General features: G+C 37.3%; 22 protein-coding genes, 1 pseudogene and 1 riboswitch. Of the genes and pseudogenes, 16 read left to right on the forward strand and 7 right to left on the reverse strand.

Annotation, left to right across the window (positions count from 1 at the left end):
• The first annotated feature begins 7 nt into the window (after positions 1-7).
• Positions 8-118, forward strand: a riboswitch (TPP riboswitch).
• 153 nt (positions 119-271) lie between these two features.
• Genes MHI34_RS18185 through MHI34_RS18205 form a run of 5 tightly spaced genes read left to right on the forward strand, consistent with a single transcriptional unit; the run spans position 272 to position 3,795 of the window.
• Positions 272-1,267 carry an ABC transporter substrate-binding protein gene (locus tag MHI34_RS18185; protein WP_058843539.1) on the forward strand — a complete coding sequence of 332 codons (996 nt, stop codon included), beginning with the start codon at positions 272-274 and terminating at the stop codon, positions 1,265-1,267.
• Between the two features lies 1 nt (position 1,268).
• Entirely contained in the window at positions 1,269-1,559 is a 291-nt protein-coding gene (locus tag MHI34_RS18190) for a thiamine-binding protein (protein ID WP_036125941.1), read from the forward strand.
• Entirely contained in the window at positions 1,559-2,332 is a 774-nt protein-coding gene (locus MHI34_RS18195) for an ABC transporter permease (RefSeq protein ID WP_271909947.1), read from the forward strand. Before MHI34_RS18190 ends, MHI34_RS18195 begins: the two co-directional genes overlap by 1 nt.
• Positions 2,307-3,056: an ABC transporter ATP-binding protein gene (locus MHI34_RS18200; RefSeq protein ID WP_342503739.1), complete on the forward strand. Its 750-nt coding sequence runs from the start codon at positions 2,307-2,309 to the stop codon at positions 3,054-3,056. The genes MHI34_RS18195 and MHI34_RS18200 overlap by 26 nt, the downstream gene beginning before the upstream one ends.
• On the forward strand, positions 3,046-3,795 hold the full coding sequence (locus MHI34_RS18205) for a TatD family hydrolase (RefSeq protein WP_141905741.1): 750 nt from the start codon (positions 3,046-3,048) through the stop codon (positions 3,793-3,795). Before MHI34_RS18200 ends, MHI34_RS18205 begins: the two co-directional genes overlap by 11 nt.
• A 23-nt stretch (positions 3,796-3,818) precedes the next feature.
• On the opposite strand, the gene MHI34_RS18210 is transcribed toward MHI34_RS18205, so the two are convergent.
• The 5 genes from MHI34_RS18210 to MHI34_RS18230 all read right to left on the reverse strand — a co-directional run bounded on the left by MHI34_RS18210 (position 3,819) and on the right by MHI34_RS18230 (position 8,354).
• Positions 3,819-3,995 (reverse strand): hypothetical protein, encoded by a 177-nt coding sequence (locus tag MHI34_RS18210; RefSeq protein ID WP_170829828.1) that lies wholly within the window; start codon positions 3,993-3,995, stop codon positions 3,819-3,821.
• 96 nt (positions 3,996-4,091) lie between these two features.
• Positions 4,092-5,636, reverse strand: coding sequence for a sodium/solute symporter (locus MHI34_RS18215; RefSeq protein WP_342504484.1), 1,545 nt, complete (start codon positions 5,634-5,636; stop codon positions 4,092-4,094).
• 8 nt (positions 5,637-5,644) lie between these two features.
• On the reverse strand, positions 5,645-5,983 hold the full coding sequence (locus MHI34_RS18220; protein WP_036125957.1) for a DUF485 domain-containing protein: 339 nt from the start codon (positions 5,981-5,983) through the stop codon (positions 5,645-5,647).
• A 481-nt stretch (positions 5,984-6,464) separates the two neighbouring features.
• On the reverse strand, positions 6,465-8,018 hold the full coding sequence (locus MHI34_RS18225; RefSeq protein ID WP_342503740.1) for a cation acetate symporter: 1,554 nt from the start codon (positions 8,016-8,018) through the stop codon (positions 6,465-6,467).
• Positions 8,019-8,354: a DUF485 domain-containing protein gene (locus tag MHI34_RS18230; protein ID WP_058843543.1), complete on the reverse strand. Its 336-nt coding sequence runs from the start codon at positions 8,352-8,354 to the stop codon at positions 8,019-8,021.
• A gap of 584 nt (positions 8,355-8,938) precedes the next feature.
• On the opposite strand from MHI34_RS18230, the gene MHI34_RS18235 reads away from it, so the two are divergent.
• The 3 genes from MHI34_RS18235 to MHI34_RS18245 all read left to right on the forward strand — a co-directional run bounded on the left by MHI34_RS18235 (position 8,939) and on the right by MHI34_RS18245 (position 11,083).
• Complete coding sequence (locus MHI34_RS18235) at positions 8,939-9,535, forward strand: SCO family protein (protein ID WP_036126181.1); 597 nt, start codon at positions 8,939-8,941, stop codon at positions 9,533-9,535.
• A 173-nt stretch (positions 9,536-9,708) separates the two neighbouring features.
• On the forward strand, positions 9,709-10,053 hold the full coding sequence (locus MHI34_RS18240) for a metalloregulator ArsR/SmtB family transcription factor (RefSeq protein ID WP_036126183.1): 345 nt from the start codon (positions 9,709-9,711) through the stop codon (positions 10,051-10,053).
• A gap of 31 nt (positions 10,054-10,084) precedes the next feature.
• The gene (locus tag MHI34_RS18245; RefSeq protein WP_342503741.1) at positions 10,085-11,083 is read left to right on the forward strand and encodes an NADP-dependent oxidoreductase; all 999 of its coding nucleotides are present in this window, start codon (positions 10,085-10,087) and stop codon (positions 11,081-11,083) included.
• 378 nt (positions 11,084-11,461) lie between these two features.
• Here MHI34_RS18245 and MHI34_RS18250 read toward each other — a convergent pair whose 3' ends face one another.
• Positions 11,462-12,043 carry a TetR/AcrR family transcriptional regulator gene (locus MHI34_RS18250; RefSeq protein WP_036126188.1) on the reverse strand — a complete coding sequence of 194 codons (582 nt, stop codon included), beginning with the start codon at positions 12,041-12,043 and terminating at the stop codon, positions 11,462-11,464.
• Positions 12,044-12,270: 227 nt separating this feature from the next.
• Here MHI34_RS18250 and MHI34_RS18255 point away from each other — a divergent pair, with 227 nt between their 5' ends.
• From MHI34_RS18255 to MHI34_RS18280, 6 genes and pseudogenes are all read left to right on the forward strand, one after another.
• Positions 12,271-15,384 carry an MMPL family transporter gene (locus tag MHI34_RS18255; protein ID WP_342504485.1) on the forward strand — a complete coding sequence of 1,038 codons (3,114 nt, stop codon included), beginning with the start codon at positions 12,271-12,273 and terminating at the stop codon, positions 15,382-15,384.
• 421 nt (positions 15,385-15,805) lie between these two features.
• Positions 15,806-16,348 carry a pyridoxamine 5'-phosphate oxidase family protein gene (locus tag MHI34_RS18260; RefSeq protein ID WP_058843546.1) on the forward strand — a complete coding sequence of 181 codons (543 nt, stop codon included), beginning with the start codon at positions 15,806-15,808 and terminating at the stop codon, positions 16,346-16,348.
• Between the two features lie 182 nt (positions 16,349-16,530).
• Positions 16,531-17,823, forward strand: coding sequence for a glutamate-1-semialdehyde 2,1-aminomutase (hemL, locus tag MHI34_RS18265; protein WP_244504838.1), 1,293 nt, complete (start codon positions 16,531-16,533; stop codon positions 17,821-17,823).
• A gap of 133 nt (positions 17,824-17,956) precedes the next feature.
• Positions 17,957-19,396 (forward strand): PLP-dependent aminotransferase family protein, encoded by a 1,440-nt coding sequence (locus MHI34_RS18270; RefSeq protein WP_342503742.1) that lies wholly within the window; start codon positions 17,957-17,959, stop codon positions 19,394-19,396.
• A 187-nt stretch (positions 19,397-19,583) separates the two neighbouring features.
• Positions 19,584-19,793, forward strand: coding sequence for a hypothetical protein (locus MHI34_RS18275; protein ID WP_230593923.1), 210 nt, complete (start codon positions 19,584-19,586; stop codon positions 19,791-19,793).
• A 750-nt stretch (positions 19,794-20,543) separates the two neighbouring features.
• Positions 20,544-21,035, forward strand: a pseudogene (locus MHI34_RS18280) (Type 1 glutamine amidotransferase-like domain-containing protein); the annotation flags it as partial.
• A gap of 103 nt (positions 21,036-21,138) precedes the next feature.
• Here MHI34_RS18280 and MHI34_RS18285 read toward each other — a convergent pair.
• On the reverse strand, positions 21,139-21,606 hold the full coding sequence (locus MHI34_RS18285; protein WP_340809038.1) for a MarR family transcriptional regulator: 468 nt from the start codon (positions 21,604-21,606) through the stop codon (positions 21,139-21,141).
• Between the two features lie 256 nt (positions 21,607-21,862).
• On the opposite strand from MHI34_RS18285, the gene MHI34_RS18290 reads away from it, so the two are divergent.
• Both MHI34_RS18290 and MHI34_RS18295 read left to right on the forward strand, forming a co-directional pair.
• On the forward strand, positions 21,863-23,053 hold the full coding sequence (locus tag MHI34_RS18290) for a MalY/PatB family protein (protein ID WP_342504486.1): 1,191 nt from the start codon (positions 21,863-21,865) through the stop codon (positions 23,051-23,053).
• Positions 23,054-23,082: 29 nt separating this feature from the next.
• Positions 23,083-24,372 (forward strand): amidohydrolase, encoded by a 1,290-nt coding sequence (locus MHI34_RS18295; protein WP_342503743.1) that lies wholly within the window; start codon positions 23,083-23,085, stop codon positions 24,370-24,372.
• The last annotated feature ends 20 nt before the right edge of the window (positions 24,373-24,392 follow it).

The following is a 24,392-nucleotide window of genomic DNA, read 5'->3' on the forward strand; positions in this document are numbered from 1 at the left end:
TCATAGCACAAGAATGTAGGGGGGCTAGTAGTTGCTAGCTGAGATTGTGTCCGATAGACGCTGACCCTTTGAACCTGATTTGGCTCGTACCAGCGTAGGGAACATCTATTCAAAAAAGCAAAGTTTTGAAGATTGATTGCAATACGTCTGGGAGGAATCCTAGGCGTTTTTTTATGTTTTCAAGCAATATCTTGCCAAACGCATACGCTTTCTTTCTGGTGACAACATTCAACCATGAACACTTTCACATTATCAACTGGGAGGACTTCGCATGAAAAAATGGTTATTTATTCTAGTGGCTGCACTTTTAACGTTAGTGGGCTGTAGTGACAAGGAGGACAAGCAGGCTACTGATCAGCTGAAAAAAGTATCAGTGGTCTTAGATTGGACACCAAATACGAATCATACAGGGCTGTATGTCGCAAAAAAACTCGGTTATTTTGAGGAGCAGGGCTTAGATGTTGACATTATTATGCCTGGGGAGGCAGGAGCCGATCAGCTTGTTGCTTCTGGAAAGGCAGAGTTTGGTGTGAGCTATCAGGAAGGGATTACACAGGCTCGTGTGCAAGATGTGCCTCTTGTCTCCATTGCTGCTATTATTCAACATAATACATCTGGCTTTGCTTCTATTGCATCAAAAGGTATTACATCACCAAAGGATTTCGAAGGTAAAACCTATGGCGGTTGGGGGGCTCCACTAGAGCAAGCTGTCCTACAATCATTGATGCAAACAGAAAAGGCAGACATTCATAAACTAGATATCGTCAATGCAGGAGATTTAGATTTTTTCACGATGATGCAAAAGGATATTGATTTTGCTTGGATTTATTACGCGTGGACAGGTATTGAAGCTGAGCTACGGGGTGAAAAGATTAATATGCTGTACTTAACAGATTATAGTGATCAGCTGGACTATTATACACCTGTTCTAGCTACAAATGAAAAAATGATCCAGGACAATCCTGACCTAGTTCAAGCGTTTGTGGCGGCTGCATCGAAGGGCTATGAATACGCCATAGCACATCCAAGTGAGGCGGCTGATATTTTAATAGAAGCGGCTCCCGATTTAGATCAAGCGTTAGTGCATAAAAGTCAGGAATGGCTAGCCGATAAATATCAGGATGATGCCAAGCAATGGGGAGAGCAAAAGCTTTCTGTATGGGAAAACTATGCAAAATGGATGTCTAGCAACAACGTGTTAGAGGGCGAATTTAATGCGAAACAAGCCTTTACAAATGATTTCTTACCTAAAAAGGAGGCCAAATAAGATGGCGAATTCATTAATCAGTGTTCAAATCATTCCAAAAACAGAGAAATTTGAGGATGTTATACCGTATGTCGATGCGGCGATTGCTGTGATAGATGCTGCTGGTGTGAAATATGAGGTACATCCGTTGGAAACGACGATGGAAGGTGAGCTGTCAATGTTGCTGCAAATCATTGAAAAAATGAATGACAAGATGATTGAGCTTGGTGCTATCAATGTCATTACACAAGTGAAAATATTATATCAGCCAACTGGTATAACAATGGATACATTAACGGAGAAATACCAGTAATGAAACAAGCTTTGCAAAAGGGAAGGACGATTATTTTTATCGCCTTCCTCTTATTCGTGTGGGAGCTCATTGTGCATGTGGCTGAAGTTCCTCATTGGTTATTACCTGCACCAAGTAGTATTTTGTTGGAAGCTTTTAAAGCCTATCAAACCTTTTTACCACATGCTTGGGCTACGATGCAATTAGCCTTATTAGGACTTGCCATTGGCATTGCCTGTGGATTAATGGTGGCGATTGTCTTGCATCGATTTACATTTATTCGGGAGTTGTTTTATCCGATTTTAATTATGTCGCAAAATATCCCTATTCTTGTCTTAGCGCCATTGCTCATTATTTGGTTTGGCTTTGGTTTATTACCAAAGCTCATCATTATTTGCCTCGTGTGCTTTTTCCCCATTGTTATTGCGGCAATGGACGGATTTCGGCAAACAGCACCTGAGTTAAAGCATTATTTTGCCATGGTTGGTGCTACAAAGGCGCAAACTTTTTGGAAGCTCGAATGGCCTCATGCATACCCAACGATTTTTTCAGGTGTAAAAATTGCTGCGACGTATAGTGTGATGGGCGCTGTTATTGCGGAGTGGCTTGGTGCAAAAAAAGGAATAGGCGTTTATATGACCTTAGCACAGTCCTCGTTCCGCACTGATCGTGTATTCGTAGCCATTTTTGCGATTGTTTTATTAAGCTTACTGTTGTTTAGCAGTATTCGCTTACTTGAAAAATTCATGGTGAAGGGGAGAGGCTATCATGCTCAGCATTCAAAACATCGCTAAATCCTTTGATACCCTGCAAGTGCTTGAAGATGTATCCTTTGACGTTAAAGCTGGAGAGTTTGTGGCCATTGTTGGTCCCTCTGGCAGTGGTAAGAGTACCCTTTTTCAATTAATTGGTGGCGTTTCTACGATTGATCAAGGGTCCATTTTATTAAATGAAGAGGACATTCAGCGAAAAAGAGGAACGATTGGTTATATGCCTCAGCAGCCTTGTCTACTACCTTGGCGCACGATTTTAGAGAATGTCACACTCGTAGAGGAATTACAGCATCAACCAAATGCTGAACGTGCTATAGAGTGGCTTGAAAAGGTGGGGCTTGGTTCATTTATCCATGCTTATCCAAACGAATTGTCAGGCGGCATGCAACAGCGTGTATCTTTTATACGTGCGATGGTCAGTGATAAGCCGATTTTATGCTTAGACGAACCATTTTCTGCACTGGATGAATTCACCAGACTGGAAATGCAAGCGTGGCTATTATCCATCTGGGAAGCCTATCGTAAATCAATACTATTTGTCACGCATAGTATTGAGGAAGCACTCTTTTTAGCGGATCGGATCCTTGTTTTAAGCAAACGTCCTGCGACGGTTAAAAAGGAAATCATTGTGCCTTTTGAAAGACCCCGAAAAGAGGAAATTCGTCATTCAGCAACGTTCACCGAGTTAAAGCAACAATTATTTATGTACTTACAAGAAGAAAAGGGTGATATGTTTGTTGATTGATGCTCATATTCATTTGGATCAGTATCGAGATGAGGAAATTCCAGCCTTACTTGAAGAGGTAGAGACGGTGATTGCGGTTAGCATGCAGTTGTCGTCCTGTAAAAGAACATTGCATTTATCGAATAACTATCAGCCAGTGAAAGCCGCTTTTGGCTTTCATCCAGAACAGCCTTTACCAAATCCAAGCGATGAGGAGGCATTATTTGATTGGATCCGTTCACATAAAGAACATATGGTAGCTGTTGGTGAGGTCGGTTTACCTTATTATTTAAGACAACAGCAAACGATAGATGACCGACTCTATGTGGCTCTATTAGAGCGTTTTATAGTCTTGGCAAAGGAATTGGATAAGCCAATAGTGTTACACGCTGTCTATGAGGATGCTAGCATCGTTTGTGATTTACTTGACAAACATCAGCTTCGCCAAGCACATTTTCATTGGTTTAAAGGGGATGAGGCTGTGGTGAAACGCATGATTCAGCATGGCTATTTTATTTCGATCACCCCTGATTGTTTGTATGAACAAGAAATTCAACAGTTGATACAAGCTTATCCCATTGAACTAATGATGGTAGAAACGGATGGTCCTTGGCCTTTTGAAGGACCGTTTACAAATAAGCGTACATCTCCGTGGATGATGCATTCGACCATTGAGGTCATAGCGTCCATCAAGGGGTTGTCGACACAGGAAGTGGCTCAAATTATCACGCAAAACACCAATGCCTTCTATCGGCTTTAAAAGAAAAAGCAGTATAGGGAACGTTAGTCGTCCTTATACTGCTTTTTATGTTTTGTGAAATCATGATCGAGTTTCTCATTCTTTGTTTTTGTTATGCGCTCGTGTGTACTGAAGGATATAGATTGACGGTTTTTTTCAACATCCTTGCCGACAGTTCGTTTAACATGCATCCGTTTCTTTTTAGCCCTTGATTGTGACATGAGCATAACCTCCAATCTTTTTCTCATTCTATAGTAGCGAATAGGGAAGAAAAAGTAAAACCTCGTAAGCGAGATGCTTACGAGGGTGTTGAGTGATTAGTGAGATACGTCCTGTACAGAAATACCTGTGTTTGCTTTAACGTCAACTTCACGATACTTCGCGTCATCCGTTTCTTTAGAAAGTAATGTGCCGATGAAACCACCAAGGAAACCAAGTGGTACAGAGATTAAGGCTGGGTTCGTTAACATGATTAGTGGTTCACCAACGAAAATCGCCTTACCTTCAACTGGATTCCATACGTTTGGTGAAATAGCAACTAACACTAATGCAGAAATTAAACCTGTTAACATCGCCGTTACAGCACCAGCTGTATTAAAGCGTTTCCAATAAATTGTATAGATAATAACTGGAAGGTTAGCAGATCCCGCAATACAGAATGCTAGAGATACTAAGAATGCAACGTTTAATGTTTGTGCGCCAAGTGCTAATAGGATAGAGATAACAGCGATTGTAATGGAACCAATACGAGCTGCAAGAACTTGCTCTTTTTCTGTAATTTTACCCTTTTTAATAATTTGTCCATAAATATCATGAGATAGGGCAGATGCACCTGAAAGTACAAGACCTGCTACTACCGCTAGGATTGTTGCAAATGCTACCGCACAAACGAATGAGAATAGGATGTCGCCACCAAGTACTTCTGCAAGCAGTGGGGCAGCCATGTTACCAGCAGCGTTTGCAGCGATAATATCTTCCTTTCCAACGAATGCTGCTGCACCGAAACCTAAGAAAATTGTTAGAACGTAGAAGATACCTACGATCCAAGTTGCCCAAATAACAGATGAACGAGCTGTTTTTGCGTCTTTTACTGTGAAGAAACGCATTAAAATATGTGGAAGACCCGCAGTACCCAATACTAAGGCAATTAACATAGAGATTGTATCAAGTCCATTTGTGTATTTTAAACCTGGATTTAAATACGCAGCACCACTATCAGTAGCTGTTGTCATTTCTGCAAACATTGTTGAGATACTGAAGCCGAACTCTTTTAATACTAAGAACGAAATAATCACTGTACCAAGCATTAACAGACAAGCTTTAATGATTTGTACCCAAGATGTCGCTGTCATACCACCGAATAATACGTAAGTTGTCATCATAAAACCTACGATTAACACGGCGACCCAGTAATCGATTCCTAAAAGTAATTGAATAAGTGCTCCTGCACCAACTAGTTGTGCAATCATGTAGAATAAAACAATTGTAATCGTGCTTAAAGCAGCTGTTCCACGAACTTTTGCATTATTGAAGCGCGCTGTAATCATGTCAGCTAATGTAAATTTCCCAAGGTTACGTAATGGCTCAGCAACGATGTATAACACCACTAAGTAAGCTACTAAATAACCAATAGAGAAGAAGAATCCATCAAATCCAAATAATGCGACTGCACCAGCGATACCTAGGAAAGAGGCTGCTGATAAATAGTCTCCAGCGATAGCTAGTCCATTTTGCCAGCCTGTTAAGCCACCACCTGCCGTGTAGAAATCACTTGCGGAAGATGTACGTTTAGATGCCCACCATGTAATAACTAATGTTAAACCAACTATGGCTACGAAGAAGAATATGGCTGTAAAACTCATTCCGTTACTCATCGGCGGCCACCTCCGTTTTCGTATTCAGCGATAATCGCTTTTGCTTCTCTATCAAAGTTGTTTGCCTTAGCTACATATAAATGACATAACCCCCATGTCATGATGAATAGCCCCGCTGCATAGATCCACACCCAAGTAATTTCCCCAAATGCCTTTTGATGTAGAATTGTCGTGTACGATGTCAGAATTGGTAACAACATGTATGCCAATAAAAATATGACAGTTATAGACCAAAGAAAAGAATTTTTTCTGCGTACAAGAGATTTAAATGATTCTTGGTTTGCAATTGCATCATAGTCAATCACGATACCTTTTTTTGCCTGATTGTTCGCCATTAACATTCCCCATTTTGTGTATATTTTTTCTACCTCAAGACTTGATTTTGCTAGTTTAGTGAATTCACATTTTCATTTTATGAAACAGTTCACAAAATTGCAATACATTTCAGAAAAATTATGCAAAAAAAATTTTTCAGAAAATAGTCCTGAGAGAGAAAAAATGGCACAAACTCAAGAATATAGGGGGTTTTAGAAAATTCAGATAAATAAATAAAGCAAAGGGAAATCTAGATTCTTGACAAAAATAGAAGGGTAAATTTACAAGAAAATCTTGTTTTTTCAATTAAAATTAAACACCATTTACCTAGTGGGAATTGGATTTTTTCTGTTTTTTGGAAGAGAAATAGTATTGTTCAATAAATAAATTAGTAGATATTGAATAACAAAAAAGGCGAAAAACTCGATGAAAAATCGAATTTTTTGCCTATTTTTTTGCATTTTTTGAATTGGAATTCATTATGCAAGAGGTGAATAAATATTAATGAGAAATATCAGAAACAGATACGCCTGTATTCGCTTTCACACGAATTTCTTGATAAATACGTTCAGCTTCTTCCTGTGGTACTTTGCTAGCTGTCAAAACTGTACCAAGGTACCCAGCAATAAAGCCTAATGGAATCGTAATAATCGCAGGAACAGCAAGTGGTACAAGCGGTTGACCAACAAAGATGGCTGCACCTTCAACGGGGCTCCAGACATTCGGTCCCATTGCGCCTAAAATTAAACAGGACACTAAACCCGTTACCATAGCTGTTACAGCTCCTGTGGAATTAAATTTCTTCCAATAGATTGTATAAAGGATCACAGGTAGGTTGGCTGAGGCACCGATACAAAAGGCAAAGGATACTAGGAACGAAACATTTAAGCTTTGGGCAAACAATGCAAGAATAATAGACACAATCGCAATCGAAATAGAGCCTGTACGTGCAGCTACAACCTGTTGCTTTTCAGTTAATTTCCCTCTTTTTATGATTTCTCCATAAATATCATGAGAAATAGCAGAAGCCCCCGTTAACACTAAGCCTGACACAACAGCTAAAATCGTCGCAAAGGCTACGGCGCCAATAAATGCCATCAAGACATCTCCGCCTAAATAATGCGCTAGAAGTGGGGCAGCCGTATTACCAGCCTTACTTTCAGCAAGAATTTGATCTAATCCAACAAAGTTTAGCGCACCGAACCCTAAGAAGATCGTTAGTGAGAAGAAAATAGCTGTAATCCAAGTTGTCCAAGAAATAGAAGAACGTGCTGTCTTGGCATCTTTTACGGTAAAGAAACGCATTAAAATATGTGGTAAACCTGATGTTCCTAAAACTAACGCCATCATCATCGAAACGGAGTCGATTGTACTTGTGTATTTAATCCCTGGCACAAGGAATTCTTCCCCATGATCCATTGCAATTGTGTCAAACATTTTCATAAGAGAGAAATCAAATTTCATTAACACTAATACCGCTAATAGACCTGTCCCAAATAATAACAAGCTTGCTTTAATAATTTGTACCCACGAAGTTGCTGTCATGCCGCCAAACAATACATATGTTGTCATCATAACGCCGACAATTAACACAGCAATCCAATATTCAATTCCAAATAGTAGTTTAATTAATGCACCAGCACCTACAAGCTGTGCAATCATGTAAAGAATCACAATAATAATCGTACCTGATGCAGCCACGCCACGAATTCGTTTTTCATTAAAACGAGCCGTTAACATATCTGCTAATGTGTAACGCCCCAAATTACGCATAGGCTCAGCAATGACATAAAGAAGCACTAAATTTGCTACAACATAGCCAACAGAGAAGAAGAAACCATCAAAACCAGTTAAGGCAATCGCACCAGACACCCCAAGAAAGGCAGCTGCTGATAAATAGTCACCAGCAATCGCAAAGCCGTTTTGCCACCCCTTTAATCCACCACCGGCTGTGTAAAAATCAGCAGCCGAGGAAGTGCGTTTTGCTGCAATATAGGTAACGACAAGTGTTAATCCAACAATGGCTAAAAAGAAACCTACAGATACAATATTCATTTAGTTACCACCTTTCGCATGATACTCGGCTAGCACAGCAGCCGCAGCTTTATCGAATGAAGCAGCTTTTTTTACATATACTGTACAGAGCACAATGGTCATGATAAATAACCCTGCAGAATATACCCATACACCCGTAATATTTCCGAATAATTTTTGTTGTAGTACAGGTTGGAAGGCAAGGATCGGAAGCAAAATATAAAGAATTAGAAACACTGCTGTAATCGAGAAAAGAAAGGTATTTTTCTTTTTCACAAAGGTATTAAACGATTCCATTGCCTCAATTGCATGATAATCAATTGATTGAGCCTGTTTTTCACTAGAAACATTCGCCATTATTATTCCCCCTAAAGTTATATATTTCTGTTTTAAACGACATATTTCTTTTTCTTTCGTCGTTATATTCACTTATTTTATGGGGGATATTCTTATAATGCAATACTAAATTTTGAGTTTTTATAATTTTTAGTCAGTTTAGTTACGTAGAAATAACATAGAAATATTAAGTGTTTAATAGAATAAAATGGTATTAAAGAGAACGAGAATTTCGAGTGAAATAATATTATTGAAATAGTTTGTTGCTGATAAAGTTGAATGTAGGAGAAAATATACTCACAAAAGAGAATTTTCTGTATTTTATTATTCTTCTATTAAAACCCAGAGAAGTGTAAAAGGTAGAACTAGTTTGTTATATAACAACTGTTCTTTCTCTTGGGAAATAACGAAAATAATAAAAAAAAGCTTTCAAAAAAATTTTGAAAAGGATGTGTCATTTGGAAGATGTAGTGTAATGAAATACCAGAATTAGTTAATGTTCACATGTTATACAAATAGCAATCTGGGGGTAAGTCCATTATCTTGTATTTGGCTTCTAGAATGAATAAAATAAGATGATGAAATGAAGGGAAGTGGTACCACAAATGAAAAAGAAAAGTATATTGCTCGTTTTAGTTCTAGCATTCAGCAGCATTTTAGCTGCTTGCGGAAGCTACAAATTTGAGCCATCTGTAAACATTGAGGTCCAAGATTTCAATGTAATGAATCAAAAAAATGAACAAGTGAGCCTAGATGATTTAAAAGGTAAGCCTTGGCTAGCAATGTTTATTTTTACAAACTGTACGACGATCTGTCCGCCAATGACATTTAATATGACAGAGGTCCAGCAAGCACTACAGGATGAAGGCCTTGAGGATTATCAAATTGTCGCATTTAGTGTAGATCCAGAGGTGGATAAGCCTGAGGTATTAACGAACTATTTAAATACGTATAATGTTGTCGATGAAAGCAAATGGCAGCTATTAACGGGCTATCAACAAAAATTTATCGAACAATTTGCACGTAAATCATTCAATTCATTAGTCAAAAATGATCCAAACTCAGACCAAGTCATACATATGTCGAGCTATTATTTAGTGAACGCAGACGGCACAGTTGTAAAAGACTATGATGGCGCGACAAACGTACCAGTTGAAACTATTGTTGGAGATATGAAGGCACTCATTAAGGAAAGCAAATAACACAGAGGTCCATGTGACTTCTGTGTTTTTTTGTTGTCGAGAAAGAATTCACCTCCAAAGATTGGATTCGTCTCGATTTTCTTTCTCAATATTGCACAGAATAGCATTGTACTTTATGGTTGTATCCATAGGATGGTTCAATAACTTAAACTATTCAACTAATTAAAGGAGGGATTATTTACATGACTAAACAGGACCAACTACACACCATTAAAGAAAATTTTATCAACTGTCAAAAGGTACTATTGGCCATTGGTGATGAAACACGTCAATCTATTTTACTTGTGTTAATGGCTACGGATTGTCAAACAGGATTACGTGTAGGCGAAATCACAGAACAAACCCATCTCTCTAGACCTGCTGTGTCACATCACCTTAAAATTTTACGTGATGCCGGTGTTATTTTAATGCGTAAAGAAGGGACAAAAAACTTTTATTATATAGATATACGCACAAAATTAGGTTTACTAAAAACACTTGTTACGGATATTGAGACGCTATTAAAGGAATTTTATTGAGAATACGATAAGTTATTTGGAGGAATAAACGATGAAAGCAATGGTTATCAATCAATATGGCAAAGCCCCGATGCAGTTAGCAGAAATACCTACACCTGAAATTGGTGAATATGAGATACTTGCAGAAATTCATGCCGCTAGTATTAATCCTATTGATTTTAAAATACGCGATGGGAAAGTGAAGTTGTTAATACAATATAAAATGCCTCTAATCCTTGGAAATGATTTTTCGGGAGTTGTGGTAAAGGTTGGCACAAAAGTAACTCGTTTTAAAGTGGGCGATGAAATATATGCACGTCCACGTAAAAGTAAAATCGGTACTTTTGCCGAATTTATCGCAATACATGAAGATGATATAGCCCTAAAACCTAAAAACTTGAGCTTTGAGGAAGCTGCATCCATCCCTCTCGTTGGGTTGACTTCATATCAAGCATTACATGACATCATGCACTTACAAAAAGGACAAAAGATTTTAATTCATGCAGGGTCTGGTGGTGTAGGTACTTTTGCTATTCAACTGGCTAAAGTAATGGGTGCTACAGTAGCAACAACTGCTAGTGAAGCTGGTGCAAACTTAGTCACATCTCTTGGTGCAGACGAAGTGATCAATTACAAGACAGAGAAGTTTGAAGAGATATTGGGAAATTATGATGCCGTCTTTGATACACTTGGGGGTGAGACGCTTGAAAAATCTTTCGGGATCATCAAAAATGGAGGGAAAATTGTTTCTGTTTCTAGCATGCCAAATGCCCGTTTTGCTAAAGAAAATGGTTCAGGATTTTTCAAAACCTTATTATTTTCAGCAGCAAGTTATAAACTGACTGCACTTGAAAAGAAGCATCATGCGCAATATTCCTTTTTATTTATGAAGCCAAGCGGTGATCAATTACGTATAATTGCGGACTATATTGAATCTGGTAAAATCAAACCCGTCATTGATCGAACTTTTACATTTGAAGAAGCTCAAAAAGCGATGGAATATGCTGAGTCTGGAAGGGCAAAGGGGAAGATAATTGTGAAAATCAAGTAGTCATCTAAGCTATCTTGGTTGCTATTGATCTAAATTATTAAATGTATAGAGGGGTGTTTCCTTCTTATTTAATGGCCAATTTAACTAGTTTTCGGAGTGACCACGCTTAATATGAACATGGTGAAGGAAATATAATGGTGTTGGCACATGCTTCCAAAAATGCCTATGCTAGAAAATGATATTTCGATCTTGATGATTCCTTCGTTGTTTTTTCGCTGAATTTACATTGAATATTTTGGCATAAATAGATTTTCCTCTTACAAGCTCAAATTCATTAAGCAATTTATGCAAGTGCTTATGGCCAAAAGCTAGCTGATGTATAGAGGTAAATATGAAAGAAGCTGTGATTGCAGCTTCTTTTTTGCAGTAAATAGCACTTTATTTGAACGTATAAGATTGTAGCCCTTGTATCATCATTCGACTGATGGACTTTGTGAGTTCTTCTAATGAACAATCGAATTTTCCTGCTAACCAATCTTGATACATCGACATTAGCCCACCTACTAAGAAATGGACACGTAATACAAATTCTTGACGTTCTTGACTGGGATGAATAGTTTCTTGAAAACTAATGATTTTCTCGATCAGAATGTCTTTTAATTTCACGACAAAGCAAGAGGCCCCCTGTACAAAGATTAACTTTCGGTAAAATTCAATATCTTGTTGTAAAAAGTCCACCATTTTTAAAAAGAAAGGCATCGGATTTTGAATGATTTCGACCGCTTTAAAATCATTCAGAAACTCTACCATTTTGCCCATTAGTTCATTTTCAATTTCCTCAATAACCGCCAAAATATCCGAGTAATGAGCATAGAATGTTCCTCTACTTACTTCAGCTCGTTCAACAATATTTTTTACGGTGATCTTTTCTAAATCCTTCTCCAGCACTAATTCTACAAATGCGTGCCTAATCATTTTTCTTGAGCGAATTGCGCTTTTGTATTCTGCTTTCCCACTCATTTTTTTTGCACTCCTAAAATATTTTTCTAAAGTTGAACACATTGATATGTCAATGTTCAAAGTTGTACATATAGACGAAAATTGAACATTGTCCCGTTTTCTGAGGCTAAGTATACTTGATTTACGAATAAAAGTATACACCTGTATGATTTTATAATCGTTTATCTAGAGGCTAGCATTCTCTAGATAATTATTAATTTAGTAAAGTGAAAGTGAGAGAAATGATGATGAAAAAAATCATGAATTGGCGAGTAGCATCGTTCGTTTTATGGATAGTCATGGCAGTCCTTATGGTCGTGACGATGCCTAATTTAGATCAATTGGTTAGAGAAAAAGGGCAAATTACTATTCCCGAAAGTGCTCAAAGCAATATTGCAGAAGATCTGCTTAATCAAATGGATAATGACAGTGGGGAAAGGTATCAAATTATTGCTGTCTTCAATAGTGGTAATGATCAAGCATTAACAAAGGAACAAAAAGAAGAAGTAGGAAAAATCATTAAAGAATTAAAAAAAGAACAAACTCAGCTTGGTATGAAGGAGATTATGACTCATTTAGATAATGAGCAAACGAAAAAACAGCTCATTTCTGAAGATGGAACTACCATTCTAGCCCAGCTTTCTATTGAGCAGAATAATAGAGAAATTTCTGAGATAACAAAGGAGCTTACTAAAATTATAGATAGTAAAAATGTAGATACCTATCTAACAGGAGACAGTCTGGTAATGGAAGATTTCGTTCAATCCACACAAGAGGGGATTAAGAAAACAGAAATAATAGCGATTATCTTTATTATCGCTGTGCTCATTCTTGTTTTCCGATCACCAATAGTGCCATTCGTCTCTCTTTTATCGGTTGGAGTAGCTTACTTAGTGTCACTAGGAATCATTGCACACTTAGTAGATCAGTTTAATTACCCATTTTCGAATTTTACTCAAGTATTTTTAGTTGTTATTTTATTCGGTATCGGCACAGATTATAATATCTTACTCTTCACTCGATTTAAGGAAGAACTGGTGAAGCAGGAAGATCGTTGGAAAGCAGTGCGCAGCACGTATAAAACAGCTGGAAAAACGGTTCTGTATAGTGCGCTTGCGGTGTTTATTGGATTTATGGCTCTTTATTTGGCGGAATTCGGGTTATACAGAGCAAGTTCAGCTGTAGCAATTGGCGTAGCTGTACTCTTATTGGTCTTATTGACCTTAAATCCTTTTTTTATGGCTTTACTGGGGAAAAAGATGTTCTGGCCAGCGAAAACTTTTACTGGTCATAATGACAGTAAAATCTGGGGATTTTTAGCAAGGCTATCTGTTTTAAGACCTTTCGTTGCATTAGTCTTTACAGCGATTTTGTGCGTTCCATTTATCATGAATTCTAGTCATTCTCTAAGCTATAATGACTTGTTGGAAATCGATGATCGTTATGCTTCAAAGCAAGGGATTAATGTGATTGAAGCGCATTTCCCAGCAGGTTTTTCATCACCTACTACACTTGCCTTACAGTCAAATGAAGCACTGGATAATGCAAAATCATTACAAGCATTAGATGAAATAGCTGAAAAGATTTCGCAGATTGACGGTATATCTAAAGTATTAACAGCTACACGACCAGTTGGAGAAAAAATGGATGACCTATACATCACGGAGCAATCTAAACAAATAAAGAGTGGCTTAGGTGATGCAAATGAAGGTGTAGGTAAGATTAGTAATGGTTTGTCTTCAGCTGAGCAACAATTCCAACAAACAGATACAAATGCTGCTCAAAATGTTCAGGCATTAATTCAAGGAACAGATGAAATGAAAAAAGGTGTTTCGAGTTTAGGGACTGCTATTGATCAATTAACAAACGGCGTAAGTGCAGGAGCAAATGGCGTCCAAGAACTAGAAAATGGTTTAGCTTCTGTAAAAGAAAATACGAACACTTTATCCATTTCGATGTCACAATTATTAAATGGTTATACGGAACTTGAAAAAGGTTTGTCCTCATTTAGTACGAATTTTACCAGCATTGGGCAAGGGATTGAAAGTGCAGAAAAAGGATATAGACAAATTGAAAGTGCAATGCATGCACTCGTACAGTCAAAACCAGAGTTAGCTAATGATATGAATGTACAAACAACGCTTAGCATTGCATCAACTGAAAGGCAGCAATTAGAGCAATTATCAGAGAAATTACACACAGTGACAGCTCAATTCGAAGGGGCCATGACATCATTTAGGGAAGTAAATGCTTCACTTGCCAAAGTGAACAGTAGCTTCTCCCAATTACAAACAGGTGTGAATCAACTATATGAAGCATCTTCTAGCTTAACGCATGGTTTGCAATCTGCAGCAAAGGGGTCTAACCAAATCGCAAGCCAAGTACCCTCTCTTGAATCAGGATTAATGACGATTAACGAGGGACAAAAGCAACTGCAAACAGCACTAACGGATTTAGCTGATAAAATGGCAACCTTACAATCAGGATTATCAGCAAGCACAAAAGGTTTACAAGACGTCAGCACAGGTTTAACAGATGTGCAAGATTATTTAACAGGTCTTAGTGAATCAGAGGCTTCTGAAAAGTTATATATGCCAAAGGATGTTTTAGTGAGTGATGAGTTCCAAAAATCATTGAACATGTATATGTCCGATAATCGGAAAATAACTCAGATGGGCATCATTTTAGATGTGAATCCTTATTCAAAGGAAGCCATGATAATTGTTGACCAAATTGAGCAAGAGCTACAAGCGATCATTAAAAGTAGTGAGTTTCGTGATGCGAAGGTAGCAATCGGTGGAAGAACATCGCAAAATGTGGATCTTGAAGAAATTGCGAGTGGGGATTTCACTCGAACAGCAGCCATCATGCTAATAGGCATTGGTATCATTCTGATCATTATTACTCGTTCTTTCCTAAAACCAATTTTTATTTTAGCCTCTTTAATCATAACGTACTATACTGCCATAGGTATGAGTAGTATTATAAGCGCTAAATTTCTCAATATGAGTGAACTAGCGTGGAATGTACCATTCTTTAGTTTCATCATGATTGTTGCACTAGGAGTAGACTACAGTATCTTCTTGATGATGCGTTATAGAGAGCTGGAGGGGAATTCGACAAAAGCTATTATCGATGCCACACGTCATATTGGAGGTGTGGTGATATCAGCAGCGATTATTCTTGGAGGTACATTTGCGGCATTAATGCCTTCAGGTGTCATAACGCTTATTGAAATAGCCATAACGGTTATTCTAGGGCTTGTTCTACTTACTTTTGTCATGTTGCCAATTCTAATTCCTGCTTTGTTAAGCGGGGTGGGGCGAATTCGCAATATTGGAAGAAAGGAAAGGAAGCAATAGATAACTTATAAAAAACCATAGTTACACCAGAAAAAAAGCTGCCATTTCAGACAGCTTTTTTCTGGTGCTGACGGGGAAGGCAAGTGGAGACCTATTTAGCTAATTAAATGATAAAAAAGTGAAATAGAGAGCAAACTTCATTTCACTTTTTTGAATAAATAATTTTTCTTAGCATGCGATTGTAGTTCTAGAATTTTCTGTGAATTTCAATTGTATAATGGCAAAAGGACTGAGCATTATTTCACTCTCATTTCTTTTACACATAATAAAACTTTGAACTATACCAGCTAATAGTTAATCATAATTTTTAAAATTTAACGCTCCTCTGAAAATGGATTGCTTGATTGCTATAATTATGGACGTTTTTATTCAATCCAAAGGCTGATAAAATCACATCATACTACAAGTAGGAGTGATAACCATGGTTAAGGTACGTTACAAAGTAAGAGAAGTGTTGGACAAGAACAAAATAGATACATTTTTGCAGCAAGCTCGCATTGGGCATCTAGGTATGGTTGACGGTCATTTGCCATATGTTATCCCACTTAATTTTGTGTGGACAAATGGGGTGCTTTATTTCCATGGAGCCACTGGTGGGAGACGAAATCAAGTGATGGAAGAGAATCCAGAGGTCTGCTTTACAGTTTGCGAAGAATATGGAACGATTACTAATCCAGTACCCGCTAAAACGGACACCGCTTATATGAGTGTCATGGTTTTTGGTAAGGCTCAACCTATCGTCGATCTAAATGAAGCGACACATATGTTGCAAGAAATGATAAATAAATATGTACCTGGTTACTATAATCGTCCCTTATCCCAGCAACATGTGGACAAATATCGATCAGCTGTTTTCGGAGGGCCGGTTCAAGTTTACCGAATTGTTCCGCAACATATTACCGCGAAAGAAAATCCAATTGCACTAGGGGAAATGTTCAATATTGAAAAAATCCCACATACATAGTACTGGTTTTCAGAACTTGTTAAATCAAATCACTGTAAGCACCACTAACCCTAGTCATCTAGGGTTAGTGGTTTTTTAGTGTACCTACTTTATGGACTGTTAAAATTCGCATTTTTGGATGTTTTTTATCAATCCGTAATACGTTATGCTAAGATCGTTCAATAAGAAAGGCGGTTTTTAAAATAAATACGATGAAATCAATAGAAGCCTTTGAAATAGCAAAAAAGCTTATGCCTGGTGGCGTAAACAGCCCAGTAAGAGCATTTCAATCGGTTGGGATGGAGCCCATTTTTATTAGCCATGGGAAAGGCTCGAAAATCTATGATATTGATGGCAATAGTTATATAGATTATGTTCTTTCCTGGGGACCATTAATTCATGGACATGCAGATAAGGAGGTTTTAGGTGCACTTCTTGAAGCCATTCATAGTGGGACAAGTTTTGGATTGCCAACTTTACAAGAAAATAAGCTAGCTGAATTAATAACTACTCGTATTCCTTCCATAGAGAAGATTCGAATGGTTAACTCAGGTACAGAAGCGACAATGAGCGCCATTAGACTAGCTAGAGGCTTTACTGGCAAAAACATGATTGTGAAATTTGATGGAAACTATCATGGACACAGTGATCATCTATTAGTAAAGGCAGGTTCAGGAATTGCTACATTAGGCCTCCCTGATAGTCTAGGTGTACCTTTAGAAATAACTAAAAATACAATATCCATTCCCTATAACAATATCGAAGTCTTGAAGAAAATATTTGATAAATATGGCTCACAAATTGCAGCCGTTATAGTAGAACCATTTGCAGGCAATATGGGAGGAATACCAGCTAATCCTGAATTTCTTCAAGCGATACGCTCTTTCACTACAAAATATGGTGGGCTATTTATACTTGATGAGGTCATGACTGGCTTTCGGATAGATTATCATTCTGCTCAGGGGCTTTATAACATAAAACCAGACTTAACTTGTTTAGGTAAGATCATTGGTGGGGGGATGCCTGTTGGCGCATATGGTGGAAGAAAAGAGATTATGAATCAAATCGCTCCTGAAGGGAATATTTATCAGGCTGGAACCTTATCAGGTAATCCAATAGCGATGGTAGCGGGGTATACGACAATAAATAAATTAAATCTTGACAGTTACGAGTATATAGAAAGGTTATCTAATAGGCTTATTCAAGGCTTATCCAAAGTAGCTCATAACTATAATATTCCCCTTAAAACAACAAAAGCTGGGACAATGATTGGATACGCATTCATCGATCATCCTTTACAAGATTTTGATGATGCTCAAAAAATAGATTCCGAGATGTTTTGTCGTTTTTATAGGGAAATGCTTAAACAGGGTATACTTTTACCTCCGTCTCAATATGAAAGCATATTTATATCGACTGCCCATTCCATACATGATATTGATAGAACGATTCATGCTGCAGAAGTAGCATTTAAAAGAATAATAGCATTTGTTTAGATGAAGCAAAGTATACTAAAACCATCCTATTCCTATAAAATTATCGATTTGATAGTATAATAATGATTGACTGTACGAAACTATTAATTTTCACTTAATTTAACAATCTTTATTCTAATTGGAAGTGAATTGAATGTTAAAAGTTAACCGAGACGATAAAAATCCTATATGGCAGCAGTTACTTGACCAAGCTATTCATCATATTACAACAGGAAAATGGCCACCAGGGGAGTTGCTTCCTCCATCCCGAGAACTCGCCTTATTAGTAGGTGTTTCACGCTCAACTATACAAATTGTTTATGAGGAATTATTTAGTCGTGGATATACCGTGACAAATTGGCGTGGTGGAACAAGGGTAAGTGAATGGGGATATAAAAAGAACTCGTCAGAAGAGGTCATTCTTCAGGGACCATCTACGCCAGTATTACCTTTATTAAACTCGGCAGTTGATGAGTTAAACAGTTGGTTTAGAGGTAAAGCAAATCAAAACGTTGCAATCGATTTTTGCCCCCATGAGCCGTATTTGGACGAGCATTTCCGAAAAAATTGGCGACAATCTTTTTTACAGGCTTCAGCAGAAACAGATCTGACCCATTGGGGTTATGGCGATGCCTACGGTTTTACACCGCTACGTGAACAGATTCAACGTTACCTGACATTTGAAAGAGGTGTACATGTAGATATTGACCAAATCATCTTAACCTCTGGCGCACAGCATAGCATCGATCTGATTGCCCAAGCTCTTTTAAAGGAAGGAGAAACAGTTTCTGTTGAAGATCCTGGATTTCCTGCTGCCTGGATGACCATGAAATATCGGCGCATGAATGTTATTGCTGTGCCTGTTGACGAGTACGGAATACAAGTGGATTCTATTCATCCACAAACCAAGCTCGTTTTTGTTACACCTTCTCACCAATGTGCAGTTGGTGTCATTATGTCTGAGCCACGCCGACAACAATTGCTGCAAAAATCTGTGAAAGATCAATTTTGGATTGTAGAAGATGATTATGATGGTGAATTTAGGTATCGGGGTGGCCCGCTTCCTACCTTGTTTAGCCAACAACCCCAAAACACATTATATATGATGAGTTTTTCTAAAATGGTTGCTCCTGGCATACGAATTTCGGCTGTCATTGGTCCAAAAGATGCCATTCGCCAACTTGCGCAAGTACAACAATTAACTTATCGACATCTCCCAATTATGGAGCAATTAACACTTGCTCATTTTATTGAGCACGGTCATTTTATGCGTCACATGAGGAGAGCAAGAAATGTCTATCGACGTAGACATGAAGCTATGACGAAGGCAATCATAGCGTCAGGACTAGCGGAACGTTTCAAGCTAAGTGGCATTGAAACGGGCTTGCATATGCTTCTTGAAGCGGAAGAATCGTTTGATGAAGAAGCAATGACGAGCCTCGCACTCGAAAAGGGGATACGTGTTTATCCACTTAGTAAGTATTGCTTAGAAAATAATCGAAAAGGATGGGTACTCGGATTTGCTAAAATGGATGAGTTAGCAATTGAGGAAGGTATTTTTCGTCTCGCAAAAATCCTCTTGCAAGAAACGTAATCATTAGCGGGTCATAAAGGAAATTATTATAGAAATGGGGTGGAGTGATACTATGCCATACATTCACGAGTTTGGAATCATTTCTTGTATAACTTTCTAAGGTTTTTAGTAAAAAATACATCACGTTGAAACATTCGCCCACAACACAAATAGACCGTTTAAAAGTCTCGTCTATTGGGGAATAACCTTGACACCACCGAGCTTTCATAGACAATTTTTAAATATGGTGAGTGAAGCCAATGTCGAATATCAATCAGCAGAACTTGAAGAATTAATCAAAAAAATTGCTGAGGCAATAAAACAAGATAAATGGATGATTCATTATAGTGTTTCATTTTTCCAATACATACAGGTAAGGGGAAGAGGCGATTGTTCAATAAGAGCAATCGCTTCTTAACATACCCTTTTTAAAATCATATTAAATTATTAAACTGTATGTTGTTATCACTTGGTATCTTAGTAATAAGGGTGATTTATTTTATTAAATCCGAAACGACCTGACCAATTAAGAACAAAAAATGATTGGTAATATAATTTGAACCCATCTTGTTTGGATGTACGGAATAATCTTTAAGCCTAAGAAAGAGCCAACAATATAGCCAATTGAAACAGGAATAGCAATTCCCCAATTAACAATGCCAGTAAAATAATAAAAGAGAAAGTGTCTGTTCAGCAAGCAGATATTCAGCAAAGTTTATATATTTGCTCGCGGAAATCCGATCTAATCGAACAACCATTTATACACTTTTTAAAAACTCATTCTTAAGCTAACCTTTAAAATCGTGAACACGTACAATGCTGTTTTGGTTGACTCTATTTAATCAATAAGGTATGTAGAGTGAGATATATAGTTGGGAGTAATTATTGGTGAAAATCCGTAAAGAGAATAAAAACGTATGTTAATATTCGAGAATTAATTAATCGTTCGTGTTTTTAACGGTGAAATGCGAATCATCCACTGGCTGGATACTTTTACTTTTGCGTAAAAAACGAACATTATAGATAAAGCTTTGTTAATGAAATGATTAGGAGGAAATACTTTACGAAAACTAGTAGTCAGTTTGTACGATGAGCAATGGATTCAACTGTTTCTGGAAGAGGCTGAAAAACTGAATTTTATATTTAAAAATGAAATCATAGACATCTATCAGGTATTATGTTCGATGACTATCATTTAATTAATTATCATGTACAGAAGGAAGATGCCCAAACCATACTTCAAAATGCGTCAGCTATTTTCTTGTTAGGTGGAGATACTCTTAAACAGAATGAGTTTTTGATAGACTATGAATTGACGGATTTGATTAAAAAAAGCACAGCTGTTGTAATGGGGGCAAGCGCAGGAGCAATCAATACGTCCGCTAAATGGTTATGCTCGAAAAACTTTGGTTATCCAGTTGAAAAAAGCTTTTTATACGAAGGAATCGGTCTTGACAATTTTTCCGTCCTGTCGCATTTTGATCTTGAAAATAACATGGAGTTGGTGCAAGATGAGCTGTCTCCTTTATCGAAAGAAATAGATATTTATACGTCGAACAAAGATTGCGCTGTACGTGTAAAGAGAGGCAACATCGACATTTTAGGCTATGTCTATTTAATTTCCCACTCCAAAATTCAGAAATTGGATGAGACGCTCTAGCTGTGGTGAATAGCTAGAGCGTGTTTGAATCAATCTTTTTTCCAAAACACGCTCTTTTCTTTTTTAAAAGTATCAATTTGATCATACCTTGGCAACAAAAGGTTTAGGCTTTTTCATGAAGTGTACTTTTTGTTCGCTCATTAATTAGGTTAAGAAGTGTAATGATTTTCTGAAAATCTTCAATGGTGAATCTTTCCAAATCCTTTAAGTAATTGCCAAACTCTTCTTTATCGAGTTTTTTATGATATTCATATACCAGTTGACCTTTTGGTGTCAATTCAATCGTTAATTCTCGATAATTGTTAGGATTTCTATATTTAAATGCTAATTCTTTTTTTATTAATTTATCCATCATTTGAGAAACTGCACTTTTTGTACGGTGTGTGATTTCTGCAATTTCAGTAGTATTTGTTTTGATTTTATCACCTATTAAATTGAGTGTGTGAGCCTCTATCATATATAGTTCATCTTCCGTACCGTACTTTCTCGGGATACTTTCATAGGTACTAATGGATCGAGATGTTTCAAAAAGTGTCTCCATTAGCTCATAAAAGATTTCTTCTTTCTCCACAGATCATTCCCCCTTAGTAAACAAACATCCCTTTATTTTAACATATTCATAAATAATTTCCTTCAATTAATCATGAAGCTTCAACAACCAATCAATTTTTGTGAAGGGGATCAAACATCCCAATTTTAATTTTCGGAAAATTCTATTTTTTTATTGACGATTTTACAGTTAAGGTGCTAAACTGATGAAAATAATTGCTCAGGTACGGAAAAAACGTATTTTCGAGCAATGACGAGGAAGGGGGATGAGAGAAAGAATGATATATGATTTTGATGAAATAATTAGTCGACGTCGTACTTATTCGTTAAAGTGGGACGGGGAAGAATTAATTAAAGACATCGGTTATACAGAAAGATATGATTATGAAACGATTCCATTATTTACAGCTGATATGGATTTACCCGTCATGCAGCCTTTGATAGATGCACTTCATCAAACGGTTGATCATCGAATCTTTGGGTATTCTATTTTTCCGAATGAGTACTTTGAATCCATTCAGCATTGGTTTAAAAAAAGGCATGATTGGGTGATCAAAAGAGAGGAAATCGTATATAGTCCTGGAACGGTTCATGCTTTGAATATAGCTGTACAAGCATTTACTAAGCCTGGGGAAGGAATCATTATACAACGGCCAGTTTATCCACCGTTCACTACTGCGATAGAGCGTAATGGTAGAATTGTTCAAAATAACGCAATGAAATGTGAATCAGATGGATCTTTTTCAATTGATTTCGTAGATTTTGAAGAGAAAGCAAAGGATAAAAACACAACCATGTTTATTCTTTGTAATCCACATAATCCAACTGGAAATATATTCACCAATAAAGAATTGAAAAGGCTTTCAAAAATTTGCGAGGAACATAATGTAATCATTGTGGCAGATGAAATCCACGGTGACTTAATTAGGAAAAATAAAAGATTTACACCAATCTGTAAGGTTGTAGAAAATACTGATCATATTGTCACTTGTACAGCCATTAACAAAACATTTAATGTTGCGGGTCTTCATTGTACAAATGTCATCATTTCCAACCCCGAACGCAGAAAAAACTTTAATGACATAATGGGGATGCAGTTACCGTCACCGTTTACCATTGCAGCTCTTATAGCCGTCTATAACGAGGGAGATGAATGGTTGGAACAAGTTACGCAATATATTGACGGCACAATGGAGTTTGTAAAAAGCTTTTTAGCTGAAAACATGCCTACAGTTAAAGTAAGAATTCCAGACGGCACATATGTGATGTGGATGGACTTTAATGGATATGGTCTTTCCGATCAAGAGATTCATCATCGTATCTATAATAAAGCGAATGTTCTACTAGAAGATGGATGGATGTTCGGAAAAGAAGGGGAAGGTTTTCAAAGAATTTGTGTCCCTTCGCCAAGACCACTTATAAAGCAAGCACTTGAACGGATTGCTGTTGAATTTCAGGATTTGGAATAGAATAATCCATTAAAATAGGGGTGTATAAAATGACAACAATCGAGTTTGAACTTAATGCTTTAAAGGCTGCAGAAGAAATCGAAGGCTATGTCATTAATATAAGAAGAGATCTTCACAAGCATCCGGAGATTGGGTTACAGGAAATACGGACTATTAAAGTAGTTACAGAGGAATTAACTAAAATGGGCATTGATTACGAGATCGTCCCGAATGGTGGAATTATTGGATTTATTCATGGGGAACAACCAGGGAAAACATTGATACTTAGAGCTGATTTAGACGCACTTCCGATGAAAGAAAACGAAAATAATTTAAAAATGAAAAAAATAGTCGTTTCTAGTACTAGTCAAGCTGCTCATACTTGTGGTCATGATGGACATACAGCAATGCTTCTAGGGGCAGCGAAGATTTTGGTTCAACATAAAGATAAGGTAAAAGGAAAAGTACTTCTTGCTTTTGAGCAAGGAGAAGAAATGGGCGGAGGCATTTACAATCTTTTAACACGCTTATATGAATTAGGGGCTGACGGCATTTGGGGCATCCATTTAAAATCTGATATTCCAACAGGGAAAATATCTGTTGAACCAGGACCAAGAATGGCTGCTTCCTTTAGTTTTAATGTGCTATTGAAAGGAAAAAGTGGACATGGCTCCAGACCAGATTTATCGGTGGCTCCATTAGATTGCTTTACGGATTTTTACAGCAATTTAAAAGCTATGAGAATAAATACTTTAGATCCTTTTAAAACCATTACCTATTCTATTGGCATGATTCATTCCGGTTCTGCCGTAAATATCATTCCAGAAAGCTTACAATTCTCAGGAACTGCCAGATATTTAGATGATGATCAAGGTTCACATGCTGCAGGCGAATTTAAACGAATCCTAGAAAAAGTTTGCGACCTACATCGTTGCACATATGAATTTATTACAGAGCCCATTGAATCGGATTTATTTGTTTACAACCAAAATGATTGCGCACACATAGCATCACTTGCTGTAGAAAAGGCATTAGGTGTAAATACGTTATATTCTTCACCAGCATGGATGGGCTCAGAATCCTTTGCGTTTTATGAAAAATACTTTCCAGGTGTATTTGCCTTCGTTGGAATAAAAAATCTTGAAAAAGGGGTTGGGGCAGAGCATCATAATGATTTCTTCGATCTAGATGAAGATGCTCTCAAGCTAGGTGTCGCTTCCACTGTACAATACACCATTGATTTTCTAAATAATGAACATCAAATCGTATTTGCGGCTGACAAAAGGGATGTCAAAAGCTTGTTTATTGATAATGGATTTGCCCAATTAATAAAACAATAGGCCATCTTATAAAAGAAGGA

The organism is Lysinibacillus sp. FSL L8-0126, from assembly GCF_038630385.1.
GTDB lineage: Bacteria > Bacillota > Bacilli > Bacillales_A > Planococcaceae > Lysinibacillus > Lysinibacillus fusiformis_D.

What these genes read in the sequence shown, in the direction of transcription:
- MHI34_RS18225 (WP_342503740.1), bottom strand. Translation starts at nt 8,018, where the DNA reads ATGAATATTGTATCTGTAGGTTTCTTTTTAGCCATTGTTGGATTAACA.
- MHI34_RS18200 (WP_342503739.1), top strand. Translation starts at nt 2,307, where the DNA reads ATGCTCAGCATTCAAAACATCGCTAAATCCTTTGATACCCTGCAAGTG.
- MHI34_RS18195 (WP_271909947.1), top strand. Translation starts at nt 1,559, where the DNA reads ATGAAACAAGCTTTGCAAAAGGGAAGGACGATTATTTTTATCGCCTTC.
- MHI34_RS18235 (WP_036126181.1), top strand. Translation starts at nt 8,939, where the DNA reads ATGAAAAAGAAAAGTATATTGCTCGTTTTAGTTCTAGCATTCAGCAGC.
- MHI34_RS18220 (WP_036125957.1), bottom strand. Translation starts at nt 5,983, where the DNA reads ATGGCGAACAATCAGGCAAAAAAAGGTATCGTGATTGACTATGATGCA.
- MHI34_RS18190 (WP_036125941.1), top strand. Translation starts at nt 1,269, where the DNA reads ATGGCGAATTCATTAATCAGTGTTCAAATCATTCCAAAAACAGAGAAA.
- MHI34_RS18295 (WP_342503743.1), top strand. Translation starts at nt 23,083, where the DNA reads ATGACAACAATCGAGTTTGAACTTAATGCTTTAAAGGCTGCAGAAGAA.
- MHI34_RS18260 (WP_058843546.1), top strand. Translation starts at nt 15,806, where the DNA reads ATGGTTAAGGTACGTTACAAAGTAAGAGAAGTGTTGGACAAGAACAAA.
- MHI34_RS18215 (WP_342504484.1), bottom strand. Translation starts at nt 5,636, where the DNA reads ATGAGTTTTACAGCCATATTCTTCTTCGTAGCCATAGTTGGTTTAACA.
- MHI34_RS18250 (WP_036126188.1), bottom strand. Translation starts at nt 12,043, where the DNA reads ATGAGTGGGAAAGCAGAATACAAAAGCGCAATTCGCTCAAGAAAAATG.
- MHI34_RS18230 (WP_058843543.1), bottom strand. Translation starts at nt 8,354, where the DNA reads ATGGCGAATGTTTCTAGTGAAAAACAGGCTCAATCAATTGATTATCAT.
- MHI34_RS18290 (WP_342504486.1), top strand. Translation starts at nt 21,863, where the DNA reads ATGATATATGATTTTGATGAAATAATTAGTCGACGTCGTACTTATTCG.
- MHI34_RS18210 (WP_170829828.1), bottom strand. Translation starts at nt 3,995, where the DNA reads ATGTCACAATCAAGGGCTAAAAAGAAACGGATGCATGTTAAACGAACT.
- MHI34_RS18185 (WP_058843539.1), top strand. Translation starts at nt 272, where the DNA reads ATGAAAAAATGGTTATTTATTCTAGTGGCTGCACTTTTAACGTTAGTG.
- MHI34_RS18255 (WP_342504485.1), top strand. Translation starts at nt 12,271, where the DNA reads ATGAAAAAAATCATGAATTGGCGAGTAGCATCGTTCGTTTTATGGATA.
- MHI34_RS18245 (WP_342503741.1), top strand. Translation starts at nt 10,085, where the DNA reads ATGAAAGCAATGGTTATCAATCAATATGGCAAAGCCCCGATGCAGTTA.
- MHI34_RS18270 (WP_342503742.1), top strand. Translation starts at nt 17,957, where the DNA reads ATGTTAAAAGTTAACCGAGACGATAAAAATCCTATATGGCAGCAGTTA.